The organism is Paenibacillus lacisediminis, from assembly GCF_046567315.2.
On sequence record NZ_JBKIAX020000023.1, the window covers coordinates 1 to 24,599 of the forward strand.

17 protein-coding genes, 1 pseudogene and 1 riboswitch are annotated in these 24,599 nt (G+C 55.6%); of the genes and pseudogenes, 16 read left to right on the top strand and 2 right to left on the bottom strand.

The genetic code is table 11. The features are described 5' to 3' along the window. Positions 1–341 precede the first annotated feature (341 nt). The gene (locus ACLD72_RS28775; RefSeq protein WP_411003462.1) at positions 342–1,298 is read right to left on the bottom strand and encodes a helix-turn-helix transcriptional regulator; all 957 of its coding nucleotides are present in this window, start codon (positions 1,296–1,298) and stop codon (positions 342–344) included. Between the two features lie 145 nt (positions 1,299–1,443). Between ACLD72_RS28775 and ACLD72_RS28780 the strand changes: the two genes are divergently transcribed. The 6 genes from ACLD72_RS28780 (at position 1,444) to ACLD72_RS28805 (ending at position 7,467) form a co-directional block, all read left to right on the top strand. After that, positions 1,444–1,866, top strand: coding sequence for a VOC family protein (locus ACLD72_RS28780; protein WP_251593020.1), 423 nt, complete (start codon positions 1,444–1,446; stop codon positions 1,864–1,866). Positions 1,867–1,975: 109 nt separating this feature from the next. After that, a complete protein-coding gene (locus ACLD72_RS28785) occupies positions 1,976–2,287 on the top strand; it encodes a thioredoxin family protein (RefSeq protein WP_251593021.1) in 312 nt (103 codons plus the stop codon). A gap of 81 nt (positions 2,288–2,368) precedes the next feature. Beyond that, complete coding sequence (locus ACLD72_RS28790) at positions 2,369–3,346, top strand: AAA family ATPase (protein WP_411003461.1); 978 nt, start codon at positions 2,369–2,371, stop codon at positions 3,344–3,346. A gap of 4 nt (positions 3,347–3,350) precedes the next feature. Then, positions 3,351–4,448, top strand: coding sequence for a DUF58 domain-containing protein (locus ACLD72_RS28795; RefSeq protein WP_411003460.1), 1,098 nt, complete (start codon positions 3,351–3,353; stop codon positions 4,446–4,448). A 490-nt stretch (positions 4,449–4,938) separates the two neighbouring features. Then, the gene (locus tag ACLD72_RS28800; RefSeq protein WP_411003459.1) at positions 4,939–5,355 is read left to right on the top strand and encodes a VOC family protein; all 417 of its coding nucleotides are present in this window, start codon (positions 4,939–4,941) and stop codon (positions 5,353–5,355) included. Positions 5,356–5,697: 342 nt separating this feature from the next. Then, entirely contained in the window at positions 5,698–7,467 is a 1,770-nt protein-coding gene (locus tag ACLD72_RS28805) for a hypothetical protein (RefSeq protein WP_411003458.1), read from the top strand. 92 nt (positions 7,468–7,559) lie between these two features. Here the strand turns inward: ACLD72_RS28805 and ACLD72_RS28810 are convergent, their stop codons facing one another. After that, positions 7,560–8,873: a hemolysin family protein gene (locus ACLD72_RS28810; RefSeq protein ID WP_411003457.1), complete on the bottom strand. Its 1,314-nt coding sequence runs from the start codon at positions 8,871–8,873 to the stop codon at positions 7,560–7,562. Between the two features lie 257 nt (positions 8,874–9,130). Then, positions 9,131–9,230: riboswitch (purine riboswitch) on the top strand. A 76-nt stretch (positions 9,231–9,306) separates the two neighbouring features. Here ACLD72_RS28810 and ACLD72_RS28815 point away from each other — a divergent pair. From ACLD72_RS28815 to ACLD72_RS28860, 10 genes and pseudogenes are all read left to right on the top strand, one after another. Then, on the top strand, positions 9,307–10,743 hold the full coding sequence (locus ACLD72_RS28815) for an NAD(P)/FAD-dependent oxidoreductase (protein ID WP_411003467.1): 1,437 nt from the start codon (positions 9,307–9,309) through the stop codon (positions 10,741–10,743). Positions 10,744–11,220: 477 nt separating this feature from the next. Next, on the top strand, positions 11,221–14,781 hold the full coding sequence (locus ACLD72_RS28820) for a DUF6359 domain-containing protein (protein WP_411003456.1): 3,561 nt from the start codon (positions 11,221–11,223) through the stop codon (positions 14,779–14,781). 516 nt (positions 14,782–15,297) lie between these two features. Continuing rightward, a pseudogene (locus ACLD72_RS28825) lies at positions 15,298–15,674 on the top strand (amylo-alpha-1,6-glucosidase); the annotation flags it as partial. Between the two features lie 49 nt (positions 15,675–15,723). Beyond that, positions 15,724–15,978, top strand: coding sequence for an amylo-alpha-1,6-glucosidase (locus ACLD72_RS28830; RefSeq protein ID WP_411003466.1), 255 nt, complete (start codon positions 15,724–15,726; stop codon positions 15,976–15,978). A 6-nt stretch (positions 15,979–15,984) separates the two neighbouring features. Next, positions 15,985–17,946, top strand: coding sequence for a type I pullulanase (gene pulA, locus ACLD72_RS28835; RefSeq protein ID WP_411003455.1), 1,962 nt, complete (start codon positions 15,985–15,987; stop codon positions 17,944–17,946). A 369-nt stretch (positions 17,947–18,315) separates the two neighbouring features. After that, complete coding sequence (locus tag ACLD72_RS28840; protein WP_411003454.1) at positions 18,316–19,350, top strand: zinc-dependent alcohol dehydrogenase; 1,035 nt, start codon at positions 18,316–18,318, stop codon at positions 19,348–19,350. Between the two features lie 34 nt (positions 19,351–19,384). Then, a complete protein-coding gene (locus ACLD72_RS28845; RefSeq protein WP_411003453.1) occupies positions 19,385–21,403 on the top strand; it encodes an alpha-amylase in 2,019 nt (672 codons plus the stop codon). Then, the gene (locus ACLD72_RS28850) at positions 21,366–22,490 is read left to right on the top strand and encodes an extracellular solute-binding protein (protein ID WP_411003452.1); all 1,125 of its coding nucleotides are present in this window, start codon (positions 21,366–21,368) and stop codon (positions 22,488–22,490) included. The genes ACLD72_RS28845 and ACLD72_RS28850 overlap by 38 nt, the downstream gene beginning before the upstream one ends. Before the next feature lie 50 nt (positions 22,491–22,540). After that, complete coding sequence (locus tag ACLD72_RS28855) at positions 22,541–23,200, top strand: RibD family protein (RefSeq protein WP_411003451.1); 660 nt, start codon at positions 22,541–22,543, stop codon at positions 23,198–23,200. 26 nt (positions 23,201–23,226) lie between these two features. Continuing rightward, entirely contained in the window at positions 23,227–24,585 is a 1,359-nt protein-coding gene (locus tag ACLD72_RS28860; RefSeq protein WP_411003450.1) for an MATE family efflux transporter, read from the top strand. The last annotated feature ends 14 nt before the right edge of the window (positions 24,586–24,599 follow it).

Below are 24,599 nucleotides of genomic sequence, written 5' to 3' on the forward strand. Positions count from 1 at the left end.
CTCGAACCTATCTGCTTATCCACCAAATATTTTCTTCTCCCGAGCTTGTCTGTTTTTCTGCTACCCTGATCTAACGGGATAATCATACAAAGCGTCCGGACAGTGAGTGTTGATCTGCCGCCCACCCCACCCCACTTCCCTGTCCTCAAGCTTTCAACGCCCTTGGCAGTTGATTTAGGTCGGGCTGATGTCTATAACAATGAAAGACCTCTTCTGTCTGATCGTAGAAGTTCGTCACTCCCGCTTTACCAAACGAAGCAGTGTTTTTCTATTTTGCCAGCCGCCAATCTTAATTTTATGCTCCCAGCGTGGTGGTTCAGCGATTCGTCCGGGTTTTGCACTCAGCTGTATTTATCCAGCAGCTCGGTCAGTTTGTGCTTGATCGCTTCGATCAGTTCCGGTGGGCGGGTGACGGTTGCTTCACGCCCCAAGCCGATGAAAAAATTGGCCAGGAACGGAATTTCTCCCGGGGGAATTTGCCCCCGCAGCAGGCCCGATCCATCCTCGCGAAGTTCAAGACGAAAGTGGCGGAGGATCTCGCCCTCGCAGGCCTCGATCCCCAGCGGGGTTAGCTCAATGGTGCAGTCCACGTAGATTGGCTTTCTATCGATAAACGATTCCCAATTGCCGAGGTGGACGTGCCGCAGCTCGAGCGGTTTTGGCGCGGAGTCCGCTTCCTCGATGACGGCCGAGCCGATACGGTCGCAGCGGAACAAGCGAAAATCTTCGCGCTCGAAGCAATACGCTGGGCAGTACCATAAACCGCGGCTGGCGTATATCCCGAGCGGTTGAATATGCCGAGTGGTCGTGGCGCTGGACCGCGAAGCGTAGGCGATGCGGATGACTTTTTGCCGGATAGCGCCGTCCAGCAGAACCGCGAGAAAAGGAAAGTCCGACTGCCTTTCGGGCGTCACGAAATCGACCCGGTTTTTCATCTGATCGATACATTCCCGGACATCTCCGGACATATAATGGTAAAACTTGCTTAATGCCGAGGACGCTTCCGTTTCAAACGGGAGAAAGCGGTAATGGCGCAGGGCATGGCTGGCGAAAAAAATGGACACCGCCTCCTCTTCGGTAAAAGCGATGGGGGGCAGCACTCTTTCGTTCAGCACCTGGTAGCCGCCATGCGGTCCGACCTCGGAATACAGCGGTACGCCCAGTTCGCTTAACTCCTGAAGATCCCTGAGGATCGTACGCGGGGAAACACCGAATTCCCCGGCTAATTCCTTGACGGTGAATTTTCGCTTACGATTGACGGTCATCATCAATTCCATCAGACGTTTCGATTTGGACATGGGGAGCTCTCCGTGTTCATTTTTTATTTATGACAATACTTGTCACTATTATGGGCTACAATAAAAATCGAATCAAGCGGAAACGGAGATCGCCACTTTCCCCCTCCGGATTCCGACCCATTAAATCCTTAAGGAGTGTGTTCACATGATTCTGTTGACAACCCCCCTGATTGCCCTGGATGGAAAAGCTGACGAAGCGATTGCTTTTTATGAGCAGGCGCTGGAGGCCAAGGTGGCGTTTAAGCAAACCTTCGGCGAAATGCCCGAACCCCAACAGCCGATGACTGGCGAGGTAAAAAAGCGCATAGCGCACTCCATACTGAAGCTGGGGGAAACGGAGCTTTATGTATGCGATATTTTTCCGGACCAGCCGCATCAATCGGGCAGCCAGGTTACGGTTTGCCTGACGTCAAGTACGGCGGATCATACGCGGAAGCTTTATGATGCCTTAAAGGAGGGCGGGCGCGTCGATATGCCGCTGCAGTCCATTTATTTCAGCCCGGCTTACGCCGTTGTCACCGACAAGTTCGGAGTGACCTTCCACCTCTTCACCACACGCCCGGCTTAAAGGTCGAATTATACCCATTCCCGGATTGCCGAAGGGAGCGGCCCGTTCGCATACAAAGCGAGCAGGGCCGCTTCTTGTGTTATGATTATGGGTAAAGGGGAGGCAGCCCATGGAAATTCGCGAAACAACGGAACAGGAATGGCTTGACCGCGCGGAACAAACCTCCGGCAAGGAGGCGTTGTTTTTCTTCACGGCGCTGTGCGGAACTTGCAAACTGGCGGAAAAAATGCTGGATATCGCTTTGGCGGCTGGGCCAAGCATCCCGGTATCCAAGCTGAATATCAACTATAGTCCACGGCTTCGCGATCAATGGGAGATTTCCAGCGTTCCTTGCCTGATCGTCCTGCAGGACGGCCAGCCGATGCAAAAGGAATACGCGATGCGTTCGGTCGTCGATTTGCGGGAGTGGCTGAAGGTTTAGGGGAGGCCTCCGGCTATAAAGCGGCCGGGCTTTTTGTTAAGATGGAAAGGAAAAAAATGGTAAAAGGCGGTGTCGGTACTTATGGAACTGCGGGAAGCGATGGATTTGATCGGGCGGGTTCGCGGCAATATTGGCGAGGTGGTCGTCGGCAAAGAGGAGGTGATCGACCTGCTGATCGCTTCGCTGCTCGGGAACGGCCATGTGCTTTTGGAGGACGTGCCCGGCACAGGCAAAACGCTGCTTGCGAAAGCGCTCGCAAAATCACTCGGCGGCGAGTTTAAGCGAGTCCAGTTTACGCCGGATTTATTGCCTTCGGACCTGAGCGGCATTCATTTTTTCAATCAGAAAACGGGGGAGTTCGAGTTTCGGCCGGGTCCGGTATTTACGCATGTGCTGCTGGCGGACGAAATCAACCGGGCGACGCCGCGCACGCAGTCCAGCTTGCTGGAATGCATGGAGGAGCGCCAGGTGACGATCGATGGTGTCACGCATGAGTTGGAGGCTCCGTTTTTTGTCATGGCCACGCAAAATCCGATCGACCAGCAGGGAACCTTTCCCTTGCCGGAGGCGCAGCTGGACCGGTTCCTGATGCGGATTGTGATGGGGTATCCGTCGCACGGTGAAGGTGTCGCCATCCTGCAGCGCTTTAAGGAACGCCAGCCGCTGGCGGAAATCGGGGCGGCTGCTTCGGCCGAAGAGGTGGCGGCGGCCCAGCGGTATACGCGGACGATCCGCGTCCAGGATGATCTGCTCGGCTACATCGTGGCCGTGACCGAGGCGACTCGGAAGCATCCGGAAGTGAAGCTGGGGGCCAGCCCGCGGGCGAGCACGGCACTGCTGCGCGCTTCCCAGGGCTTGGCGCTGATACGGGGCCGGGATTACGTCACCCCGGACGATATCAAAACGGCGGCCGTACCGGTGCTGGCCCATCGGCTGGTGCTGCGGCAAGGCCTTCGGAGTGCCCAGGAGCAGGGAGGCGAAGCCGTCCTTCAGGCGCTGCAGCAGGTGGAGGTGCCGGCCGAGCCGCTTCTGACGGCCCGGGGAACGCAGGAGGATTGATCCCATGCAGCTGCCTTGGCTTATTTTAAGCGCGGTTCTAATCATCGTGCTGATCGCCGTTTTATATCGCCGGCAAGCGCTAAAAGGGATACGGTATGAGCGGTATTTTTCCAAACGGGCCGCTTTTGAAGGCGACGAGGTCGAAATGATCGAGGTCATCGCCAATGCCAAGCTGCTGCCGCTGCCTTGGCTCCGTCTGGAATCGAGCATTCCCGCCGGGCTTGCGTTCGGAAAGCAGAGCAACCTGGCGATTCATGCCGGGGAAATTTATCAGAACCACAGCAGCCTTTTTCATCTCCGGTCATACCGGCAAATTACTAGGCGCCATAAGGTGGTTTGCGCCCGCAGGGGGCTGTACCGGCTGGAATCGGCCACGATGACGACCGGCGATCCGCTGGGGCTGAACTCGGAGGTCAAACAGTTTCCGCTGGATCTGGAGTTGCTTGTGTATCCGCGGGTGGATCCGCTGGAGGAGCTGCCGCTGCCGAACCACAGCTGGCTTGGGGAAGTCGCCGTCCGGCGCTGGATCGTGGAGGACCCGTTTTTGACCGCGGGGATCCGCGCCTACCGTCCCGGAGATCCGCTGAGCCAGATCAACTGGAAAGCGACGGCCCGAACCGGGGAACTGCAGGTGCACAAGCGGGATTATACCGCCGACCATCGGCTGGTGATCTGCCTGAATGTGGAGATCAGCGATTCGATGTGGAAAATGGTGACCGAGCCGGAGCGGATTGAGCTGGGGATTCGTTATGCTGCTTCGGTGGCGGCGTATGCGCTGCGTAACGGGTTAAGCGCGGGGTTCCTGAGCAATGCGCGGCTGCCAGGCGGCAAGGCGGAGCCGGTCCGCATTGAGCCGCAGGCGGCAACCGATCAACTGGAGCTGCTGCTGGAAACAATGGCGCGGCTGGTTCTGGACAGAACGGTTTCGATGGTTCGGCTGCTTGAACTGGAGCTTGAGGCGGGAGCGGCCGACACCGATTACTTGATCATTTCCTGCCACTGGGGCGGGAAGCTCGCGGAAACAGCGGAGCTGCTGCGGCGCGGCGGCAACGGCGTGGAATGGATGGAAATTCCCGAATGGGCCGAGCCAGGTTCAATCTAGGAATTGGGGCTGGACAGTTGGCTGCTGGTATGGCGAAGATGTCCAACCGTCGGCCTTCAAAATAGCGGAACTTTATGTACTTATTATCCGGAGCCAGGCCTGTTCATCCTCATTAGCGACATTTTTGCCCTTATTTTCCTATGAATGGTCCAGAACAGAGGGCATTTCCTAGCGGCGGGGGAAAATAGCGACATAAAATTCCCTTATTGTACTCGGAATGGGTGGTATCGCCGAAATAACGACATTTTTTACCGCTATTTTAGAAAGATGCGGGAAACAGGCGCTTTTTCCAAGTGTAGTCCCTTAATAAGACTATAAATTCCTTGTACCCCCAGCTGGGATTTGGTCGCGCAATAAAGAACACCGTCGAAGCAATTTCTCCGGTGGTGCTCCTTAGTGTCTATCTTGATATTTCGTCAATGGTGCTTTATGTTAGAATCATAATTTTACCTAGTAAAGTTATTAGACTAAATTGAAGAGGTGATCGAGCATGGCTTTTCAGGCGAAGAGTACATTCATTAACTTGCCGGTAAAAGATTTGCAGAAAACGATGGATTTTTTCGGACAGATCGGATTTGAATTCAATTTGCAATTTACCGACGACAAGGCTACCTGCATGATTATCAACGACACTACCTATGCCATGCTGCTCGTGGAGTCCTACTTCCAAACGTTCATTAAGAAAGAGCTTGCTGATGCAACGAAAACCTGTGAAGTGCTTGTTTCCCTGGCCGCCGACAGCCGCGAACACGTGGACGAGCTCGTCAATAAAGCCTTTACCGCCGGTGCAACCCCCTCGAGTGATCCACAGGATCACGGCTTTATGTATCAGTGGGGCTTCCAGGACATAAACGGACATATATGGGAAGTTTTCCATATGGCCGATCCTTCGTCCGGACAAGCGTAACCGGCGTAAACGAGACTAAGTAATGTTCACCTGTTAGGCGGCCAACGGGAAAGTCGGCCGCTTTTTCGCCGTCCTGCCTTTTTGTCCAAGCCGCCTGCTATTCCAAGATTTCCGTGGCCTGACCCAACGTGCTGATTGGAAAAATCCAATAGAAATAAATTTGGTGGTAAATATAGCCGCCTGATTGGATATTTCCAATGAGAGCTCAAAGTGGCGTGGACTTTCCGTCAATCTAATTATGGTATGATGGTTTTATCGGTGAATGAGTTGAAGTGAAGCATGGGCTGAACAGCCAGGTTAAGTTGTAAAGTTCGAGTTATAAAATTAATGGAGGTTTTTGGCGTGAAACCAAATGCAAGCCGGGAGAAAACGGTTGACGCGAATCCAAATGGTTCCGCTTACATATACGACTCCTTAAAGATTTGGTTGTCCTGCCTGATCGAACTGGGGCTTCTGCTCCCGGTTTGGCTTGTCGCTCAGGCCTATTTGCTTGGGCCGGGGATGGCGGCATGGCTGTGCGGGTTGCCGCTGCTGTCGCTCGGGGGCGTGCTGCTGCGCAACTGTCTGCGTATGCTGTGGCAGCGGTGGGCTGCCGCCTTGCTGCTGGGAGCGGCGATTGCCCTTGTGGCGGCATGGGCAGGTGCTGGGGCTGGCCTTGGCGTTAACCCGGCCAACACGTCCATGGCTCTTGCGCTTGTGATTGTGATTGTGCGCTCTAGCTTCTGGTTTGCCGCCGGTGCGTTTTGCAGCCTCCAGGGGGTTACGGCCGCGTTGCGGATCGGCAACTTCCGCCTGTACTGGTCCGGCATTGCCTTGTACTTTGCCGCCGGGATCGCCTTTCCGCGCATCCCCGGGCTCGAAGCAACGGTTCCGCTGCTCACCTGGGCGGGGGCGGCCTGCCTGGCGCTAGCCTTGTTCGTGACGAACGACAGTCTCCTGCGTTACAGTTCGCTATCCGGCGATCCAGCGGAGCGGCTTCCCGGGGGCTTGAAACGCCATAACCGCCTGTTCATCGGCGTTATCGTCATCGTTTCCCTGGCGCTTGCGGCCGGGGCGGGCGGGTGGCTTGGCCGCCTGCTGTGGGGCCTGCTGAAAACGTTCGTCCAATGGCTGGCCCGCCCGGGGGAACAGGGGCCACCGCCGGAACAAGCGGTGGAGCCGCCGCCCGTACAGCCCATGCTGCCGCCAGCGGAAGCGCATGAGCCGGGAATCTGGTCGCGCCTGCTGGACTACGCTTTTTATTCCATTGGCATTCTGGCCCTTGCAGCGGCACTTGGTTTCGGCCTGTATTGGCTTTACCGGAACGTGGGCGGAGTATGGCGCCGGGCGATCGACCGCCTGGTGGATTTGCTGCGCAGGGAGAAACCTGTACAGGAGAATACTGCGTACCGCGACGAGGAAATCCGGATTTTTACGTGGGAAGCGGCGCTTAAAAAGTGGACAAAAGCGGGCGCTGCCCTGTTCCGTCCCGAGAAAGCCGAACGTTGGGAGGAACTTCAAGACAATCGGGAGAGGGTCCGCTATTTGTACCGCCGTATGCTGCAGGCGGAGCGTGAAGGCGGATATCGGATCAAGCCGCATCTTACGCCCTATGAAATGGCTCTGGATATTAGGCGGGAGCGCGGCGAAAAGGCGGTGCGCGGCAAGGCAGCGGGCAAGGTGAAGGAAAAGGCGGAAAAATCGCGCTACGCCAGCAAGCTGGCCGCAGCCGCGGCAGAGGCGGAGGCAGCCAAGGCCGCAAGGGAGGCCTTGTTCGCCAAGCCCGCAGCTTGCAATGAGGGCGCAAAGCCTGCCGAGCCTGCAAAGCCGGAAGAGGCAACCAAGTCTGGCGAACTCGCCAAGCCGGAAATAGCAGTCGAGACAACGTTCTCCACCATGTCCGCCAAGCCCAAACAAGCCGCCCTGACAGCAGATAGTCCGCGCATGTCCGAATCGTTAGAGCCTGCCGCTGCTAAAGGGCTAGGACCGGCGGCGCCGCAGGCGGCAACCAACGCCAAGGAACTGCAAAATACCGGGTCAGGCCTGCTTGTTCGCTTGTATTATAAAGTCCGCTACGGCGATGAAATGCCACGGGACGATGAAGTGGCAGAAGTCCGGCGGCAGTTGCTGTAGTTGTTCAACGGACTCGAAACCAAAAAGGCTGTTCGCAAGTTTTGGTTAACCTGCGAACAGCCTTATTTATTTTATAGCGATCCGGCTCCTGACTATCCAGCCTCTACTACGGCCCTTTTTACGATTTCCAGCTTGCGGAATCGGTGCGGTTCTTTTTCAAGCAGCTTAAAGGTCAAATCCTCGTGCTCCAGCGTTTCGCCGATGTCCATGCCGGGGTTCATCCCGAACAGCCAGCCGCCAATCGTATCGACTTCCTCGGTGCTGAGATCGGTGAGCATAAGGTCGTTAATCTGGTTAACCGTTACGGTTCCCTGGGCGATGACATGCGTGTCGCTGAGCTGCACGATCGGCTCTTCTTCCTCTTTATCGAATTCGTCGCGGATTTCCCCAACGATCTCCTCCAGAATGTCCTCGATCGTTACCAGTCCGGCCGTGCCCCCGTATTCGTCGATCAGAATAGCGATGTGGGTGCCTTCCTGCTGCATTTTTTTGAGCAGCTCGTTGACGGGTATCACCTCCGAGACAGCCATAACCGGCTGCAGAATCGAAGCGATATCCAGATTCGGGTTGCTCTCGTGGGCGAGGAAAAACTGTTTCGTATTGATGATCCCAATGACGTTGTCTTTGCTTCCTTCGACGACAGGGAATCTGGTGTATTGCTGCTCTTTGATAATCTCGAGATTTTCCTGCCGCGACTTGTCCTTATATAAGCACATCATATCGGTGCGGGGGACCATAATTTCTTTGGCCAGCAAATTATCGAAGGCAAAAATCCGGCTGACGTAGCCGTATTCGCTTTGATTGATTTTGCCGCTTTCAAAGCTCTCGTTAATAATTATTTGCAGTTCTTCCTCCGAGTGAGCTTCTTCGTGCTCGGAAGCCGGCTTGATGCCGAACAAGCGCACGAGCTGATTTGCCGATCCGTTCAAGGCCCAGATAAACGGGCGCATGATTTTGGTAAACAGGATCAATGGCTTGGCCGTAAGCAAGGCGATTTCCTCGGATTTGCGGATGGCCATTGTCTTTGGCGCCAGCTCACCCACAACGACGTGCAAATAAGTGATAACTACGAAAGCGATGATAAAAGATAGCGCACTGCTTAGTGTATCAGGTACTTGGAGGCTGTGGAACAGCGGGTGCAACATTTTCTCCACCGTAGGTTCCCCGAGCCATCCGAGTCCGAGCGCGGTGATCGTAATCCCCAATTGGCAGGCGGATAGATAGCCGTCCAGATTGGAAGTTACCGTTTTGACCGCGAGCGCGTTTTTGCGCCCTTCGGCGATCAATTGATCCACCCTGCTGCCTCGAACACGAACAATCGCAAATTCTACCGCCACGAAAAAAGCCGTTAAAGCGATAAGGATTACGACCAATACCAAATTCAACCAAAGCCTGTCACTGTCCATTCTTTGCATCTACTCCTTATGATTTAAAATAAAATAAAGTGCTTCACCTTACATTATACAATATGATCTAGGAGTAATGCTAATCAGCAATACTAATATGTCAAGCGAATTCCTTGGAAATGTTCGTGTTTTAGGGGTTTTTGAGTCCAAATAGAAAATTAAATAAATTATAAATACACCAAAACCCGAATAATAAAATTACTTTCCCTTGACTTATACGTTTATTTCTCATATACTCGGATTATTGATGGAAACCGAATATACTAATATTTTGATTTCGTATATCCCCGGTGATACGGATCGGGGGTCTCTACAAGGAACCCTAAATTCCTGGCTACGAATAGGAGCTTTCGCATACCTATTGGATAGCCGGGATTTTTTTGTTTTTTCCGGGCTTGGTAGCCCGTTTAACTATGAGGAGGAAGCAGAGCAGATGAGTAAATACGATGTAATTGTGGTTGGAGCCGGGCCGGCGGGGATTTTTGCCTGCTACGAACTGACGCGGAAAGCGCCTCACTGGAAAGTGCTCCTGGTGGACAAGGGGCATGATATTTACCGCCGCCGCTGTCCGATTTTGGAGGAGAAAATTACGCTTTGTCCGCCTCCGGCCGGGAAAAAAGAATACGCCGGCTGCCTGCCGGCCTGTTCGATCACAGCCGGGTTTGGCGGAGCGGGAGCGTACAGCGACGGGAAGTTCAACATTACGACCGAATTCGGCGGCTGGCTGAGCGATTATATCGCTCCGTCCAAAGTGCTGGAGCTGATTGAATACGTTGATGCGATCAATTTGGAGCACGGCGCCACGACGAACATCACCGACCCGCTGACCGAAGCGGTGCGCGGAATCGAACAGCGCGGATACGCCGCGGGGCTGAAGCTGCTGCGGGCGCAGGTCCGCCATTTGGGCACGGAACAAAACCTCGAGATTCTGAAGTCGATCTACGAGTATTTGAACACCCGAATCGACATGATGTTCAAGGCGGAAGTGGAGGATCTGATCACGGTAAAAGCGGACGGAGGCCACCAGGTTCGCGGAATCCAGCTTAAATCGGGGGAGACGCATGAGGCCGATCTGGTCATGGTCGCCCCCGGACGGGACGGCTCCGCCTGGTTGACGGAAATCTTAAAGAAACGCCGCCTGAAAATGACAAACAACCAGGTGGATGTTGGGGTGCGTGTGGAAACCTCGGACGTCGTCATGCGCGAGATTAACGAGCATCTGTACGAAGGGAAATTCATTTACAACACTTCGGTCGGCACGCGGGTGCGCACGTTTTGCAGCAATCCGTCCGGGCATGTGGTCGTCGAAAACCACAGCGGAGTAATGGCCGCGAACGGCCACTCCTTTAAAGATCCTGCGCTCGGTTCGCAAAACACGAACTTTGCGCTGCTCGTCTCGCACAAATTTACCGAACCGTTCGATAAACCCAATGAATACGCGCGGGAGATTTGCCAACGAGCCAACGATCTGTCGAGCGGCGGGGTCATCGTGCAAAAATATGGGGACATTCTCCGGGGCCGCCGTTCTACCGCTACCCGGATTTCCGAAGGCTTCCTCGAGCCGACGCTTAAAGAGGCCGTGCCGGGCGACCTTGGCCTCGTGCTGCCGTACAACACGATGAAAAGCCTGATCGAAATGGTCGAAGCGCTCGATAAAGTAACGCCGGGGATCGCCTCCGAGCATACGCTGTTTTACGGCGTGGAAGCAAAGTTTTATTCCGCCCGCCCGAAGCTGGCCGAATCGCTGGAAACAGAGATTGGCGGCTTATTCTGCGGCGGCGACGGGGCGGGCATCACCCGCGGTCTGGCCCAGGCCGGTGCGGCTGGCGTCTGGATCGCACGCGGCATGCTGGAGAAGGCGGGAATGTAGCAACGCGGCACGGCGCGGGCTTCACGCAGAACGACAATGAGCAGGGGCTGTCCTGAAGGCCATATGATATGGTCTTGGGGACAGTCCTTTTTCGTTGCGGTCCGGATGGGGTCGCCATTGCCGCTGCAGTAATGCGATCTAACGGACACCAGAGACTTTATTTGCCTCAAAACCAGGGGGCAAAAATTGTAACGGACTGAGGAGGTCTTATTTCCTCCAAACCGCGGGAAATGGCCTGCGCAGAAGCCAAATAGAGGCGCTGGAGTCCGTTACAACGGGAAATACCGGGGAAATGAGCGAATAAGGTCTTTACGGTCCGTTACGGCGCCATGCACATCGAAAAAATAAGTCAAAAAGACTATATATTAGTCAAAGATACAATTTTACAATACTTTAACACAACGTAAACAGTCAGTTTTTTATCGACCCTTATGATTAGGTAGATAGTCCATTCTAAATTTGGGGAGGAGTCGATCCATGGTGAGGAGCCGTTGGAGCGAGAAACTGCTTGGCTTGATTTTGGCCGGCACTTTGGTCATGACAGGAATACCGGGCTTAGCCGCAGAAGCGGCGGAGCCGGCAAGTGGAGCGGAACAGGAACATATAACAGCAGAGGCAGGGCTTGTTCCAACAGAGGCAGGGCTTGTTCCAGAAGCCGGAACGGAGGCATCCGGAGAGAGTGGTGTTTCCGCGGAAAAAGGTGAATCTGCAGCTGCAGGGATCAGCGTAGCCGCAGCCATCGCCAAAGGTAACAGCGGCGAAGCCGTTACGGTGACCGGTTATGTCGCCGGACATGCCGCTGGGTCGCAGACCGCCGATTTTGAGGCGCCGTTCGGCAACGACTATAACTTGCTGATCGCGGATGCGGCTGGGGAGCGGGATACGGCCAAACTTGTGGACGTGCAGATTCCGTCCGGAATGAGAGTCGAATTCGGTTTGCAAAGCAACCCGGACATCGTCGGCAAACAGGTCACGGTATCCGGCACGCTGGCTGCGTACAACAACTTCCCCGGATTAAAAAGCGTGACAGCGATTGAATTTACCGCGGCGCAGCCGGGCGAACCAGGCGAACCTGGGGAACCGCAAGAACCGGGCGAGAATCCTGGCCAGCCGGAAAACCCGGGCGAGAACCCCGGTGAGCCGGAAAATCCAGGTGAGAACCCGGGAGATCCAGGCCAAAATCCAAGCGATCCGGGCCAGGCCCCGGACTTGCCGGACGGCACTGGCAAAAAAGTGCTGTTTGACAACACGCACGCCCAAACCGCCGGTGCGGCCGACTGGGTGATCGACGGCGCGTTTTCCGATTTCGCCAATGGGCTGCGCGGAGCGGGCTTCACGGTTGCGGCGCTGGAGCGGCCGATCCCGTATACGTTTGGCGAAACGGCAATTACGTACGACGCGTTGAAAGACTATGATGTCTTCGTCATTCCCGAGCCGAATGTCCCGTTTAAAACCGGGGAACAAGAGGCGCTGGTGCAGTATGTCGAGAACGGCGGAGCGGTGTTTTTCATATCCGACCATTATAATGCCGACCGCAACAAAAACCGTTGGGACGCCTCCGAGGTGATCAACGGCTTCCGCCGCGGAGCTTACGAGAACCCGGCCAAAGGCATGAGCGCGGCAGAAGCGTCCTCGCCGGCAATGCAGGGGATCACGAGCTCCGATTGGCTGGCGGACAACTTTGGCGTGCGGTTCCGCTATAATGCCCTTGGGGACGTTAACGCTGGGGACATCGTCAGCCCTTCGCAGGCGTTTGGCATCACGAAAGACGTCGATGCCGTAGCCATGCATGCCGGCTCTACGCTGGCGATTTTGGATCCGCATAAAGCAAAAGGCCTCGTCTACGTTCCCGAAGGCGTGCCGGCCTGGGGGAACGCGGTTGACGAAGGCGTTTACAACGGCGGCGGAAGAGATGAAGGAGCTTATGCGGCGGTGTCCAAACTTGGACTCGGCAAAGCGGCTTTTATCGGCGACTCCTCGCCCGTAGAAGATGCAACTCCGAAATATGTGAGAGAAGAAAACGGCCAGAAGAAAACGACGTACGACGGCTTTAAGGAAGTCGACGACGGGCAGTTCCTGGTGCAAATCGTAAAATGGCTCGCTTACGACGAAAGCTACACCTCCTTCGGCGAAGTGCCGGGGCTTGCGCTGGATGAACCGACCAAGCTGAAGCCAAACGAGCAGCCGGCCGCCACCACCGAGCCGCAGCCGGAGCCTTGGGCCCAGCCGGCCGCCGGATACAAATGGTACGACCCTGCGACGTTCAAGCCGGGCTCCTACGGCTCGTCGCAAGCGCCCGCTACGGAGCCTAAGTACGCATTCGTGCATCAGGCGCAACTGCCAAGCGCGCAGGAGTTCCAGATCCGCTTGACGGCCGATGGCTTAACGCCTGGCCAGACGGTATCGGACCTTAAAGTCGGCATTTATCTGGCCGGCGGCGAGCAGATCGCCCGCTACAAAAATGCCGACGGTACCTGGTCCGATTACAACTACAGCCCGGCATTTTCGCTGACAGGAAATGCCCAAGGGCACGCGGCAAAAGACCTGACCGTTCAGCTTAAGCCGGGTGTGACGGCCGCAAGCGCCACTTTGCGGCTCAAGCAGGGAAGCGGCAACGCGCTGACGAAGACGGTGGCGATCGCTGATGTCGCTGCCGAGCCGCTGCCGGGCGACCATCCGCAGGTGCCGGAATTGACCGCGATCGCCGATGCCCGTTCAGTAGCCGATGGCACGGTTGTTACCGTGGAGGGCGTCATTACGTCCGAACCGGGGCTGTTTGGCGGACAAGGCTTCTACCTCCAGGACGAAACCGCCGGTGTCTACGTGTTCCAAACAGCGTCCGGCTACCATGCGGGCGATCTGGTTCGCATCAGCGCCACCCGGACGTTGTACAACGGGGAGGTTGAGCTGGAAAATCCGGTCGTGATCGAAAAGAAAGGGACCGCGCAGCTCCCTCAGCCGATCGAGCAAGAGGCGGTCACGGACAGCAATCAGGGACAGTTCATCACATTAACCGATATGACGGTTCAAGACGTGGTTGCGGCTTCTCCGGCCGGCTCGTTTGAGTTTAATGCCGTCAAGGGTGACGGCTCGGCAACGCGCGTCCGTTTCGATGGCCGGACCGGTGCGGATATGGCGGCATTCAGCGCGCTTTTCCCGGCGGGTTCCAAGGTAGACATTACCGGCATCGCTTCGACATTTCGCGGGACGTACCAGCTGAAGCCGCTCTCCCTGGATCACGTTGCGCTTAGCGAGGCGGTAGCAGACACGCTGGCTCCGGTGACCGAAGCGAACGCTTCGGGGGCCACGGGTCAAGAAGTGTACAACCCGGAAGACGTTACGGTTTCCTTGTCGGCGGAAGACGAGGGCGGAAGCGGTCTGGAACGGACCGAATACCGGATCAACGGCGGGGAATGGCTCACTTATGCTTCCCCGATTCTGCTGACAGAGGACGGCAAATACGTGATCGAGTACCGGTCATGGGACCGGGCCGGGAATAGCGAAGCCGCGAAAACGGTCTACATCAATATCGACCGTCAGTCACCGGTTATTCATTTTTCCGGGGAGCGGCAATTTTTACAAATCGAAACCGAGCTTCCGATTCAAGTTAACGTTGAGGACACCGTAAGCGGAGTGAAAAATACGACGTATCAATTGGACGGCCGCCCAATCGCCGATTTGCACGAAATCGCCCCGTTATCCTTAGCGGCGGGGAGTCATAAGCTGGTCGTCAGCGCCTCGGATGCGGCCGGGCTCAATTCCGCGGAGCAGTTCGACTTTACGGTTACGATCGACATCGCCCATCTGGACGAGCTGGTTGATGCCGGAAAAGAGCAAGGATACGTGAAAATTGGAATCGTCCAAAGCCTGGACGCCAAGATTACTTCCCTGCAAAAGGCGAAAACGGAGCGCGAGCGCCAGCAGAAAATCAATGTGCTGGAGCAGACGATCAACGCGCAAAGCGGAAAGGGCATCAACTCCAGCTTTGCCAAGCTGATGCTGGGCGATCTGGAGTATATCGTCAAACAAGCGGGATAAAACAGCTGCTGCAAGACAGCAGCGAAGAACCGGTCCTCAAAGGGCCGGTTTTTTTCTACCAGAATTTTTGAAATTTCGGGCATGGTAGAGGGCGAAACGCAGGTAGAGAGGGGAGGAGAAGAGGGACCTGGAGGGAGCTAAGGGACACCAGAGCCGTTATTTTCGAAAAAACGGGAGTTTGCAAAATGTATCGGACACAGAAGACCTTATTTACCTCAAATCGGCCTGGATGAACGGGTTTAGAGCGAAATAGAGTCATGTGTGTCCGTTAGGCTGGGAAATACCCGGGAAATGGGCGGATAAGGTCGCTGGTGTCCGTTAGAGTAGCGTCTTCTTCTCCTGGAACGCTTTATTCCCGGCAGCGGCGTTTTCTTACAGGGAAGCGCTTTACCATTTTTCGTGCAAACGATTGCCCTCTTTTGATTTCGATGATATAATCCAGCACATAAAGATGAGGTGAGGCGGAAGCACGGGAGGCAGAGCTTATATCCTGGCCAGGAGCCGCTGTACAACACGGTGGACGCATCGCTTGGGTATATTCACGCCAGCTATGAATATTTGAAACATGCCGGTGGGGAAGATGATTACAGGTTCATTCGCGAGGAGGTCTATCCGAAGTTAAAAGAAATCGTCGCCGACTACCCCAGCGGAACCGATTTTTTGATCGCGATGGACAGGACGGGCTGATTCATGCGGGGCATGGTTCATGCGCCGGCGGGCTGGATCAGGTCACCTGGATGGACGTACGCGTAGGCGATTGGGCTGTGACGCCGCGGCACGGCAAGCCGGTGGAAATCAACGCTCTGTGGTATAACGCGCTGTGCATTATGGCACGGCTGGCGGAACGTTTCGGGGAAACGGAGCCATATGATGAATTAGCGCGCAAGGTGCGCGATTCCTTCCGGCGGCGCTTTTGGAACGAGGCGGCGGTGTGCCTTTACGATGTATCGACGTTCTGCGGGAGGAGGGCGGAAAGAGAGCGATCACGGCTCCATTCGGCCGAATCAAATCTGCGCGGTTTCGCTGCCGTTCACGATGCTGTCACCAGAGCAGGAAGCGGCTGTCGCAGTCACGGTATACAAGCATTTGTACACGCCTTACGTGCTGCATTCGCAGGCCTGGAGTGTGGGGGAAATATTACGTGCGTATACGGAAGAAGTGTTTCCGCATTTGCGGAATTTGCGGGGGAAGGAGTGAAGCTGTTTGTCCGTTCAAAAAGAATACAACGGTACGATAGATTACGGCGATTTGGCAGTTACCGGAGGAATTTCCGTATTTCATGCGGAATTCGACGCGAAGTTTTATTATGAGGGCGACGACTTGGGGGCCGTTTATACGCCGGAGCAAACCCGCTTCCGCTTGTGGGCCCCTACGGCTTCGGAAGCGCGAGTCGTTCTGTATGAAACCTGGGACGGTGCGCCAGTTAAAGAGCTGGCGATGCAGCGGGATGCGCAGGGGACGTGGACGCTCGCGATTGCGGAGGATTGCCGGAACTTATTATACACTTACCGCGTAAAGGTGGGGGCGCAATGGAACGAAGCCGCCGATCCTTACGCCAAGGCGGTGGGCGTCAACGGGGATAAAGCGGCGATCCTTGATCTGCGGAGCACCTCTCCGGAAGGGTGGGATGAAGACGTGAAGCCGCCGCTGGCTTCAGAGACCGACGCGGTGATTTATGAGCTGCATGTCCGCGATCTGTCGGTTCACCCGGGGAGCGGCATTCGCGAGAAAGGCAAATTCCTGGGTCTGGCCGAAGAAGGAACAAGAGGGCCGGACGGCATACCGACGGGACTCGACCATATCGCCGGGCTTGGCGTTACGCATGTGCAGCTGCTGCCTGTGTTCGACTACTCCAGGGAGAGCGTGGATGAACGCCGTCTGGATGAACCCCATTACAACTGGGGTTACGATCCGAAAAACTATAATGTGCCGGAAGGCTCCTATGCCACAGACCCTTACGATCCGGCTGCGCGAATCGCCGAACTGAAACGCCTGGTGCAGACGTTGCATGCCCGGGGGCTCCGAGTCATCATGGACGTGGTCTACAACCATGTGTTCGACGGGTACCTGATTCATTTCACCAAGCTGGTGCCGGGCTATTATTTGCGCTACAAGGCGGACGGCACCTTCTCGGACGGAGCGTTCTGCGGCAACGAATGCGCCTCGGAGCGGCCGATGATGAAGAAATATATCGTCGATTCGGTGCTGCATTGGGTGCGCGAATATCATATCGATGGTTTCCGCTTCGATTTGATGGGCTTGCTCGATGTCGATACGATGAACGAAATCCGCCGCCGATTGGATGAGATCGATCCCTCCCTGATCATGCTGGGCGAAGGCTGGATGATGGACACCGTGCTGCCCGCGGAGCGGCGGGCCAATCAGGCCAACACCGCGCGGATGCCGCGTATCGGCTTGTTCAACGACGGGGTCCGGGACGCGGTCAAGGGCGATATTTTTCATCCTGAAAAAAGAGGCTTTATCAGCGGCGGCGACGGCTTTGAGGATAGTGTGAAACGAGGCGTTGCCGGGGGGATCGATTACGGCGGGGAAATCCGTCAGTTTGCAGTGGAGCCAGCGCAGTCGGTCAACTACGTGGAGTGCCACGACAATCACACGTTATGGGACAAAATCATGCTGTCCACGCCCGAGGCGTCGGAGGCCGAACGCCGGGCCATACACCGGCTCGCCTCGGCGATCGTGCTCACAAGCCAGGGCATTCCGTTCATCCACGCCGGGCAGGAGTTCATGCGAACGAAGGGCGGCGTGGAGAACAGCTACAAATCGCCGATCGAGACCAACTGGCTCGATTGGGAGCGCTGCGCGGCGCATCGGGCGGACGTGTCCTATATGTGCAGCCTGATCTCGCTGCGCCGGGCGCACTCCGCGTTCCGCTTGCGGACGGCGGACGAGATCCGCGCGCATTTGCGCTTCGAGGCAGCGCCGCCGCATACGGTGGCGTATACGCTGCGCGAACACGCCGGCGGCGATCCGGATCGCCATCTGTACGTCCTGTACAACGCCAATCCCGGCGCGGTGACGCTTGAACTGCCTGCACTGGGGGCGTGGGAGGTACGTTTCGGCGGCGAGTACGTTCAATCGCTGGGAGACGGCAAGCTTGCCGCTAACGGCATCGGCCTGATCGTGCTGGGCGTTCGGGCTTAGCACAGGGCTTTTAGAACGTGGAGGCGAAAGAATAAGCGTTGGATAACTGCGCATATATTTTGTACGCTTGGCAACGACGAAGAGGGTACAAAGGCCAGCTTTCGTGACTAATCTGCAATAAGCTGCAAGAGGTCCATGTAATTGCACATGGGCCTGTTTTTTTTAGATGCAAGCGAAGCGGAAACACGGGGTTCTCCCTGACAGTCTCGATTTTCAGTAATTTTTCTGAAAAAAAGAAAGTGTTCGACAAGATTTTCCTTACTTTTACAAAAATCAGTGATATGATGGGTTTAAACGATTTGCGCAAACGTTTGAATAAATTATAAACCTGACTTTTGGAGCGCTCCTGGGGGAAAGTGGGAAAATTGGATGAAGGCATTAAGCTGGACGAGCCAGGACCAATTGAAGCTGTTGGAGCATGAGGCTCCCGCATGCCGCAGATCTGAGGATGTCATGATCAAAATTGAGCTTAGCGGCATTTGCGGAACGGATTTGGCGGTGATTACGGGGAAAGAACCGGGTCTTCCCGGTGTTATCCGGAGGCATGAAGCCGCGGGTACGGTAATCGAGACTGGGTCGGAGGTAACGCGCGTACTGATAGGGGACCGGGTCGTGATCGATCCCAACTTGAGCTGCGGGTCCTGCCGGTTTTGCCGGCAGGGCCGGTTTCACTTGTGCACCGGCACGGACGGAAAAGGGATGAAGATCGCCGGCTTGAACATTCACGGCACCTTTGCTCCCTTCTATGTAACGAATCAGAAGTTCGTGCACAAGCTCCCGGAGGGGATGAGCTTGGAGGCTGCGGTACTGGTGGAGCCCCTGGCCTGCGTTCTTCACAACTTTAAGGAGGCCGGGATAACTCAGGAAGACAGGGTTCTAGTTATAGGTTCCGGACCAATGGGTATGCTGTGTCAAATTGTGGGCCTCGGGCTCGGATGTGACGTAACCGCAACGGAAACGAATCCTTACCGAGCTGACTTTGCCCGCCGTTTCTCCCCGATGGTCTTCGTTCCCGAAGAATTGGAGAAGAGGAGCAAGGGAAACGAAGGGGGAAAGTACGATGTGGTGATCGATACGGCCGGGAATCAGCTGGGAGTGGCGGAGCGAATGGTCGAGCGGGGAGGCAGAATCGTCCCTTTCGGGATCAATGGCGGATACCGGCATGTTCTGGCTCCGACCCGCTATACCCAGAATGCGGTTAAGCTTATCGGCGCCGGAGAATATTTGGGAACCTTTGAGGCGGCGTTGCAGTATGCGGCGGAATGCCCTAGCTTGGCTACGCTGGTTACGAAACGGCATCCTCTGGAGGCATATGAGGAGGCGATTCAAGAACTGTTGGGCAGCGGCACGTCCGGGGGCGGGAACGAGCCACGCGGGACGATGAAATCGGTATTCACCTTCTGAGCCTTCTAACCGTTGCGAAAGGGGATGACCTTGTATGACGCGTCAAGGACGGTTGAAACAAATTTATCGATTTCTTGCTTCAAGTCAGAGCCATGCGGCGGAGCCGATCTGGATTCCGGCAGTATGGAACGAGTGCGGATATCCGGCCGCCGCATCGGATGCTGAAAACAGGGAGATTCAGGTGCATCCGGTATCCTTTCTGGTGAGTCACCTTGATTATTTGTTCGACTTATCCGAAGAAAACGAGATGTTTGACGGGCGGGATTTGGACCATAGTGTGATCTACTGCTCGCTGGTGCGCTATACCGCCGCCTGGGATTACCGGCACACCGGGACCGTACAGTCAGGTACCTTTTTACGCTGGATGATCCTGCTTCCGCTGCTGAAAAAAATGGGCGTAAATATTGTGTACCTGCTGCCGGTGACCCGCTACAGCGAGCTGCATTGGAAAGGGGACATCGGTTCTCCCTACGCGGTCCATTCTTTGTTCGAGCTCGACCCCGCTTTGCACGACCCGCTGCTGGACAGCATGCCAGGTTTTTCGATTCACGATGAGATGGAGGCGCTTGTGGAAGCCTGCCATTTGCTGAAAATGAAAGTGGTGGTGGATTTTATTCCCCGGGTGACGGCACGGGACAGCGAGGTGATCGAAGAACACCCCGACTGGGTATACTGGATCGGCAAAGAATATGTGAATGGTTTTCGTCCGCCGCGCGTGCCGGAGCTGGGCTTTTTTACGGAGTGCACACCGGACAATCTGGAAACCGTCTACCGCAGCGCGGAAACGGCTTCGTTTTTGGCCCAATTTTCGCCACCTCCCAATGAGCTAAACCCGGCTTTATGGGAAAGCATAAAGCGGCACGCGCGGGAGACCGGCGAGCCGTTGCTCCGGCTCGTGGAACGGGAAATGGGCATTACGACGGCTCCGGCACACTCTGACTGGATCAATGATGTGCAGCCGGTCTGGACGGATATCGCCTTTTACCGGCTGTACAAGGATGTTTCGCCGCAGATCAAGCCGCTGCTGCCGCCGAATCAGCCTCCGTACGTAATGTTCGATACGATCAAATGCAACCTTTACCCGGGGACGAAGCCGAATCGGGAATTGTGGGATATGCTGATTGAAGCCGTCAAATTCAACCTGGGCCGCTACGCTGTAGACGGATTCAGGATCGATATCGGACATGTGCTCCCTACGGCGCTGTTGGAAGAGATATTCCGGGTGACCAGGGAAATCCGCCCGGAGGCCATCCTGATTAGCGAGGACTTGTTTAACCGCAATCACCTGAAGGCGGCGGACGCAGGATACAATATGATGCTGGGCAGCGGCTGGAACGTCATGACGGATATCTCCGTTGAGCGGTTGCGGGAATATCTTGGGGAGTTGCCGGAATTGGCCATTCCAGTGTTTGCCTGCTCGGAAACGGCGGATACGCCGCGAATCGCCAGCCGCGGCGGACAGGAGCTGGCACGGATGATGAGCGTATTCAATTATTTTCTGCCGAATGCGGTCCCCTTCCTGACGACGGGCATTGAAATGAACGAAAAGCGGCCGCTGAATTGCGGACTTGCCGACAACACCGGAGGGACGGAAATCCCCAGAGCGTTTTTTAATCAATTGACTATCGGCTGGACTCATCCACTTCCGATGATCCCTCTGCTGAATCGGCTGCATGGTTGCAAGAAGCGGCTTAAAAAGCTGATTCGGCCAGGCCATTTCTTTATGCCGGACGCACAAGGGGAGGTGCTCATGTACGCATATTTGGAGGGAAACGAGTTGCTTGTCGGCTGTTTCAATCTGAGTGCTTCCGAGCGGCAGAGGGTGGATTTAAGCGCCGTCCATCCCGGGGCGGAAGGTTGGACGCTCCTGATCGACAGCCGCGAGGGCGGGAAGGCATCGCCGCTGGATACGATGGACTGCGCGGGCACTGACGGTTCATGCTTGCTGGAGCCATATCAGGGCGGGATTTTCTATTATACGCAAATCGAAAAGATGCAGGCGGGAGGCGTTTACAATGCGGCCGGAGGCAAACAAATTAGTGATTTGGCATGAATTCGACGGCCCCGGGGACACGTCCATCGAGCTGCTGGAGCAGTTGTGCCGCGATTATTCCCGGACACATAGAGCAGAGGTCGTCCTCGAGATGATGAACATTTCAGAGTTGGCTTCCCGGCTGAACGGGATCGCCGCCGGAGGCGAGGCGCCGCAAATGGCTCTGGTGCCGGCGGATATGGCGGCTTTCGCGGACAAGGCGAGGTACTCTGTCGTGCCAGCGGAACTGCTCGCTCTGGTAAGCGGCCAAGGTATGGAATTTACCCCGTCCATGAACTCCGCCGGCGTGCCGTACGGGCTTCCGGTTCTCACGGGCAATCATCTGGTGTTGTATTATAACCGTGATTTATTCCCGGAGCCCCCCGGTTCCTGGGAGGAGATCGCGGAACTTGGCCAAGATCTGAAAAGCAAAGGGATACGGCCGGTCGCTGCTGATTTACAGGAGCCGTACTGGTTCATACCATTTTTGACGGCTTTTGGCGGGTGGCCCATTCAAGAGGGGGTTCCCGCTCTGCCGGAAACCGAAACGCAACAGGCGCTTGCGTTTGTACGAAAGCAGCTCGAGAAGGGGCTCCTGTGCAGCATGGACGGTTCCACCGAGCTGCTGGAGCGATTTATCGCCGGTGAGACCGGGGCGATTCTAGGCGGGGAATGGAGCTTTAACCATCTGGATAGGCATATGGGGAGCAGGCTGGGGGTGGCCCAACTCCCCTCCGTCGGGGGACGGTCTTCGATTTCCATGACCTCGGCGATCGGACTTGTCTTCCCCGGCGGATCGCTGGAATCGGAGCTCCGCAGGGAGATTCTGTCTTTTGCCCGCTTTATGCTGAAGGAAGAGGTTCAGGAAAAGTGGGGAACTGCGGTTCAGCGGATTCCCGTTCACGCGGGCGCGCGCGAGCGCTTAAAGCTTTCCGGTCCGGCTAACCGTGGGCGGCTGGCGGAGTTGGCGGAGGAATGCCGGTCTATGCCGATCGAGCCGGCGATGTCCTCGATCTGGGAAGCCATGAGGGCGGGCCTGAGCCTGCTGCTTGATTATGGCGCGGAGACCGCGTATGCGGTCATGCGGCGGAGGCTGCAGTTCAGTTAAATGGGAGCGGAACGTTGGCAGGAAAAATTAATTCGCAAAGGGGATAATCCATGAGAACGAGTGTGTTTAGCCAAGTTTCGATCGATGGTAAGCTAACGCTGGGACCGGGTCAGTCGAGCAAGCCCTTGTTCAGCTTCTTTGACGGTCGGGATATGGAATTTATCCACAAATTCCGCGGCAAAGTGGATGGAATTATGGTAGGGAAAAATACGATTGTGACGGATGATCCGTTCCTAACCAACCGACACGAGGAGAACAAGAACCCGGTGAGGATCGTTCCGACAAGATCGATGGACATACCGATGGACAGCCATGTGCTGACCGATGAGGGGAGAACGATTGTGGTGACGACGGAGAACGGCAAGGATGAGGAAAAAGTGAAGCTGCTGCGGGAAAGAGGAAAGGAATGTCTCGTATGCGGGCAAAGCGAGGTCGATTTTCCGCAATTGTTCCGCCGTCTGGAAGCGGAGTACGGAATTTCCACCCTGATGGTGGAGGGAGGCGGCTTTCTCAATTGGCATATGTTTAAGCAGGATTTGGTCGATGAAATCATCCTGATGCAGATTCCGATTATTATCGGCGGATCATCCAATATCACGCTGGTGGACGGGGAGGGCTACAACAAGCTGGATTACGCTAAACGGTTTAAGGTAGCCGAGGTGCTCCCCAAAGACAACTATACACTGCTTCGCTATTTAAAAGCGGTATGAGCGAGGGAAAAGAGGTATCGCAAAGGATGAACCGGCCATCAAAAGACTTCTATAAAAGCGTATATCAAATCGCTCTTCCGGTCACGCTGCAAAGTCTGATTATGGCTTTTTTTACTTTGACCGATCAGCTGATGGTCGGTCAATTGGGCGACGTGGCCATCGCTTCGGTCGGAATGGCCGGGAAAATTTACGCGGTGATTTCCGTCGTGCTGGCCGGCCTTGCCGCAGGAGTATCCATTTACGTGGCCCAGTTCTGGGGAAAGCGGGACGGCAAGAACATCTCCCGCTTGCTGGGTATCGGGCTGATGGCGGGGTTTACGCTCTCTTTCCTGTTTACCCTGCTCGTATTTTTCAATCCGCAGCTTTGCCTTGGCGTGTTCACTACGGATAAGCGGGTCATCGGCGAGGGGGGCGTTTTTCTGCAAATCGTATCCCTCAGTTATGTTCCGGTCATGCTGACTATGCTGTATTCCGCCGTATTGCGGAGCACGACGCATGTAAAATTGCCGATGTCCGTCAGCCTGTTTGCGGTAGGCCTTAACATCCTGTTGAACTATATGCTGATTTTCGGGAAATGGGGTTTTCCGGAATTGGGGTTAGAAGGAGCGGCGATTGCGACATCGCTCTCCAGAGCGGTAGAGTGCGTAATGATCGTTGGAGCGGTATATTTGTTCAAGCTTCCGGGCCGGGCGCGCTTTGGCGATTTGTTCGAAGGTTCGGGGGCTTTGGTGAAAAAATTCATTAAAACGACGTATCCCATCGTTTTGACTGAATTGATTTGGGTACTGGGGGAAACGGTGTACGCGGTCATTTACAGCCGGATGGGCACCACCGAAATGACGGCCATGACGATCACTTTTCCCCTGCAAGGGATATGTATAGGACTGCTGTCAGGCCTTTCCGGCGCGGGCGGAGTCATGGTCGGCAACAAGCTCGGCGCCGGAGAGGAGGAGACTGCGATGCAGTATGCGCTGCGCTTCCTCAAGCTGGGGACGATCGTCTCTGTTGCGGTCGGACTCCTGATCGCGGCGATATCCCCTTGGTATGTGTCAGCCTTTAACCTTTCCGGGGAAGCGCATCGTCTGGGCATTTATCTGGTATGGGTTTTCGCGGCTTTCCTCTGGGCTAAGGTGGGAAATATGATTATGGCCGGAGGGATTTTAAACAGCGGCGGAGACAGCAAATTCGTATTCGTCATGGAATCGGCGGCAACGTGGTTGATCGGAGTGCCTTCGGGTTTGATACTCTCCTTTGTGTTCAAGCAGCCTATTTACCTGGTATACTTCGCTTTGTCTTTGGAGGAAGTCGTTCGGTTCGGCCTCGGCATCGCGCGAATCCGGTCGCGGAAATGGCTTAGAAATTTGGTGCATGACATCGCCGCATGATGACCCGGAAAAGC

Coding starts and splice junctions, on each gene's coding strand:
- ACLD72_RS28780 (WP_251593020.1), top strand. CDS start 1,444: ATGATTCTGTTGACAACCCCCCTGATTGCCCTGGATGGAAAAGCTGAC.
- ACLD72_RS28820 (WP_411003456.1), top strand. CDS start 11,221: ATGGTGAGGAGCCGTTGGAGCGAGAAACTGCTTGGCTTGATTTTGGCC.
- ACLD72_RS28860 (WP_411003450.1), top strand. CDS start 23,227: ATGAACCGGCCATCAAAAGACTTCTATAAAAGCGTATATCAAATCGCT.
- ACLD72_RS28845 (WP_411003453.1), top strand. CDS start 19,385: ATGACGCGTCAAGGACGGTTGAAACAAATTTATCGATTTCTTGCTTCA.
- ACLD72_RS28800 (WP_411003459.1), top strand. CDS start 4,939: ATGGCTTTTCAGGCGAAGAGTACATTCATTAACTTGCCGGTAAAAGAT.
- ACLD72_RS28855 (WP_411003451.1), top strand. CDS start 22,541: ATGAGAACGAGTGTGTTTAGCCAAGTTTCGATCGATGGTAAGCTAACG.
- ACLD72_RS28775 (WP_411003462.1), bottom strand. CDS start 1,298: ATGTCCAAATCGAAACGTCTGATGGAATTGATGATGACCGTCAATCGT.
- ACLD72_RS28830 (WP_411003466.1), top strand. CDS start 15,724: ATGTATCGACGTTCTGCGGGAGGAGGGCGGAAAGAGAGCGATCACGGC.
- ACLD72_RS28790 (WP_411003461.1), top strand. CDS start 2,369: ATGGAACTGCGGGAAGCGATGGATTTGATCGGGCGGGTTCGCGGCAAT.
- ACLD72_RS28795 (WP_411003460.1), top strand. CDS start 3,351: ATGCAGCTGCCTTGGCTTATTTTAAGCGCGGTTCTAATCATCGTGCTG.
- ACLD72_RS28785 (WP_251593021.1), top strand. CDS start 1,976: ATGGAAATTCGCGAAACAACGGAACAGGAATGGCTTGACCGCGCGGAA.
- ACLD72_RS28810 (WP_411003457.1), bottom strand. CDS start 8,873: ATGGACAGTGACAGGCTTTGGTTGAATTTGGTATTGGTCGTAATCCTT.
- ACLD72_RS28815 (WP_411003467.1), top strand. CDS start 9,307: ATGAGTAAATACGATGTAATTGTGGTTGGAGCCGGGCCGGCGGGGATT.
- ACLD72_RS28850 (WP_411003452.1), top strand. CDS start 21,366: ATGCGGCCGGAGGCAAACAAATTAGTGATTTGGCATGAATTCGACGGC.
- ACLD72_RS28840 (WP_411003454.1), top strand. CDS start 18,316: ATGAAGGCATTAAGCTGGACGAGCCAGGACCAATTGAAGCTGTTGGAG.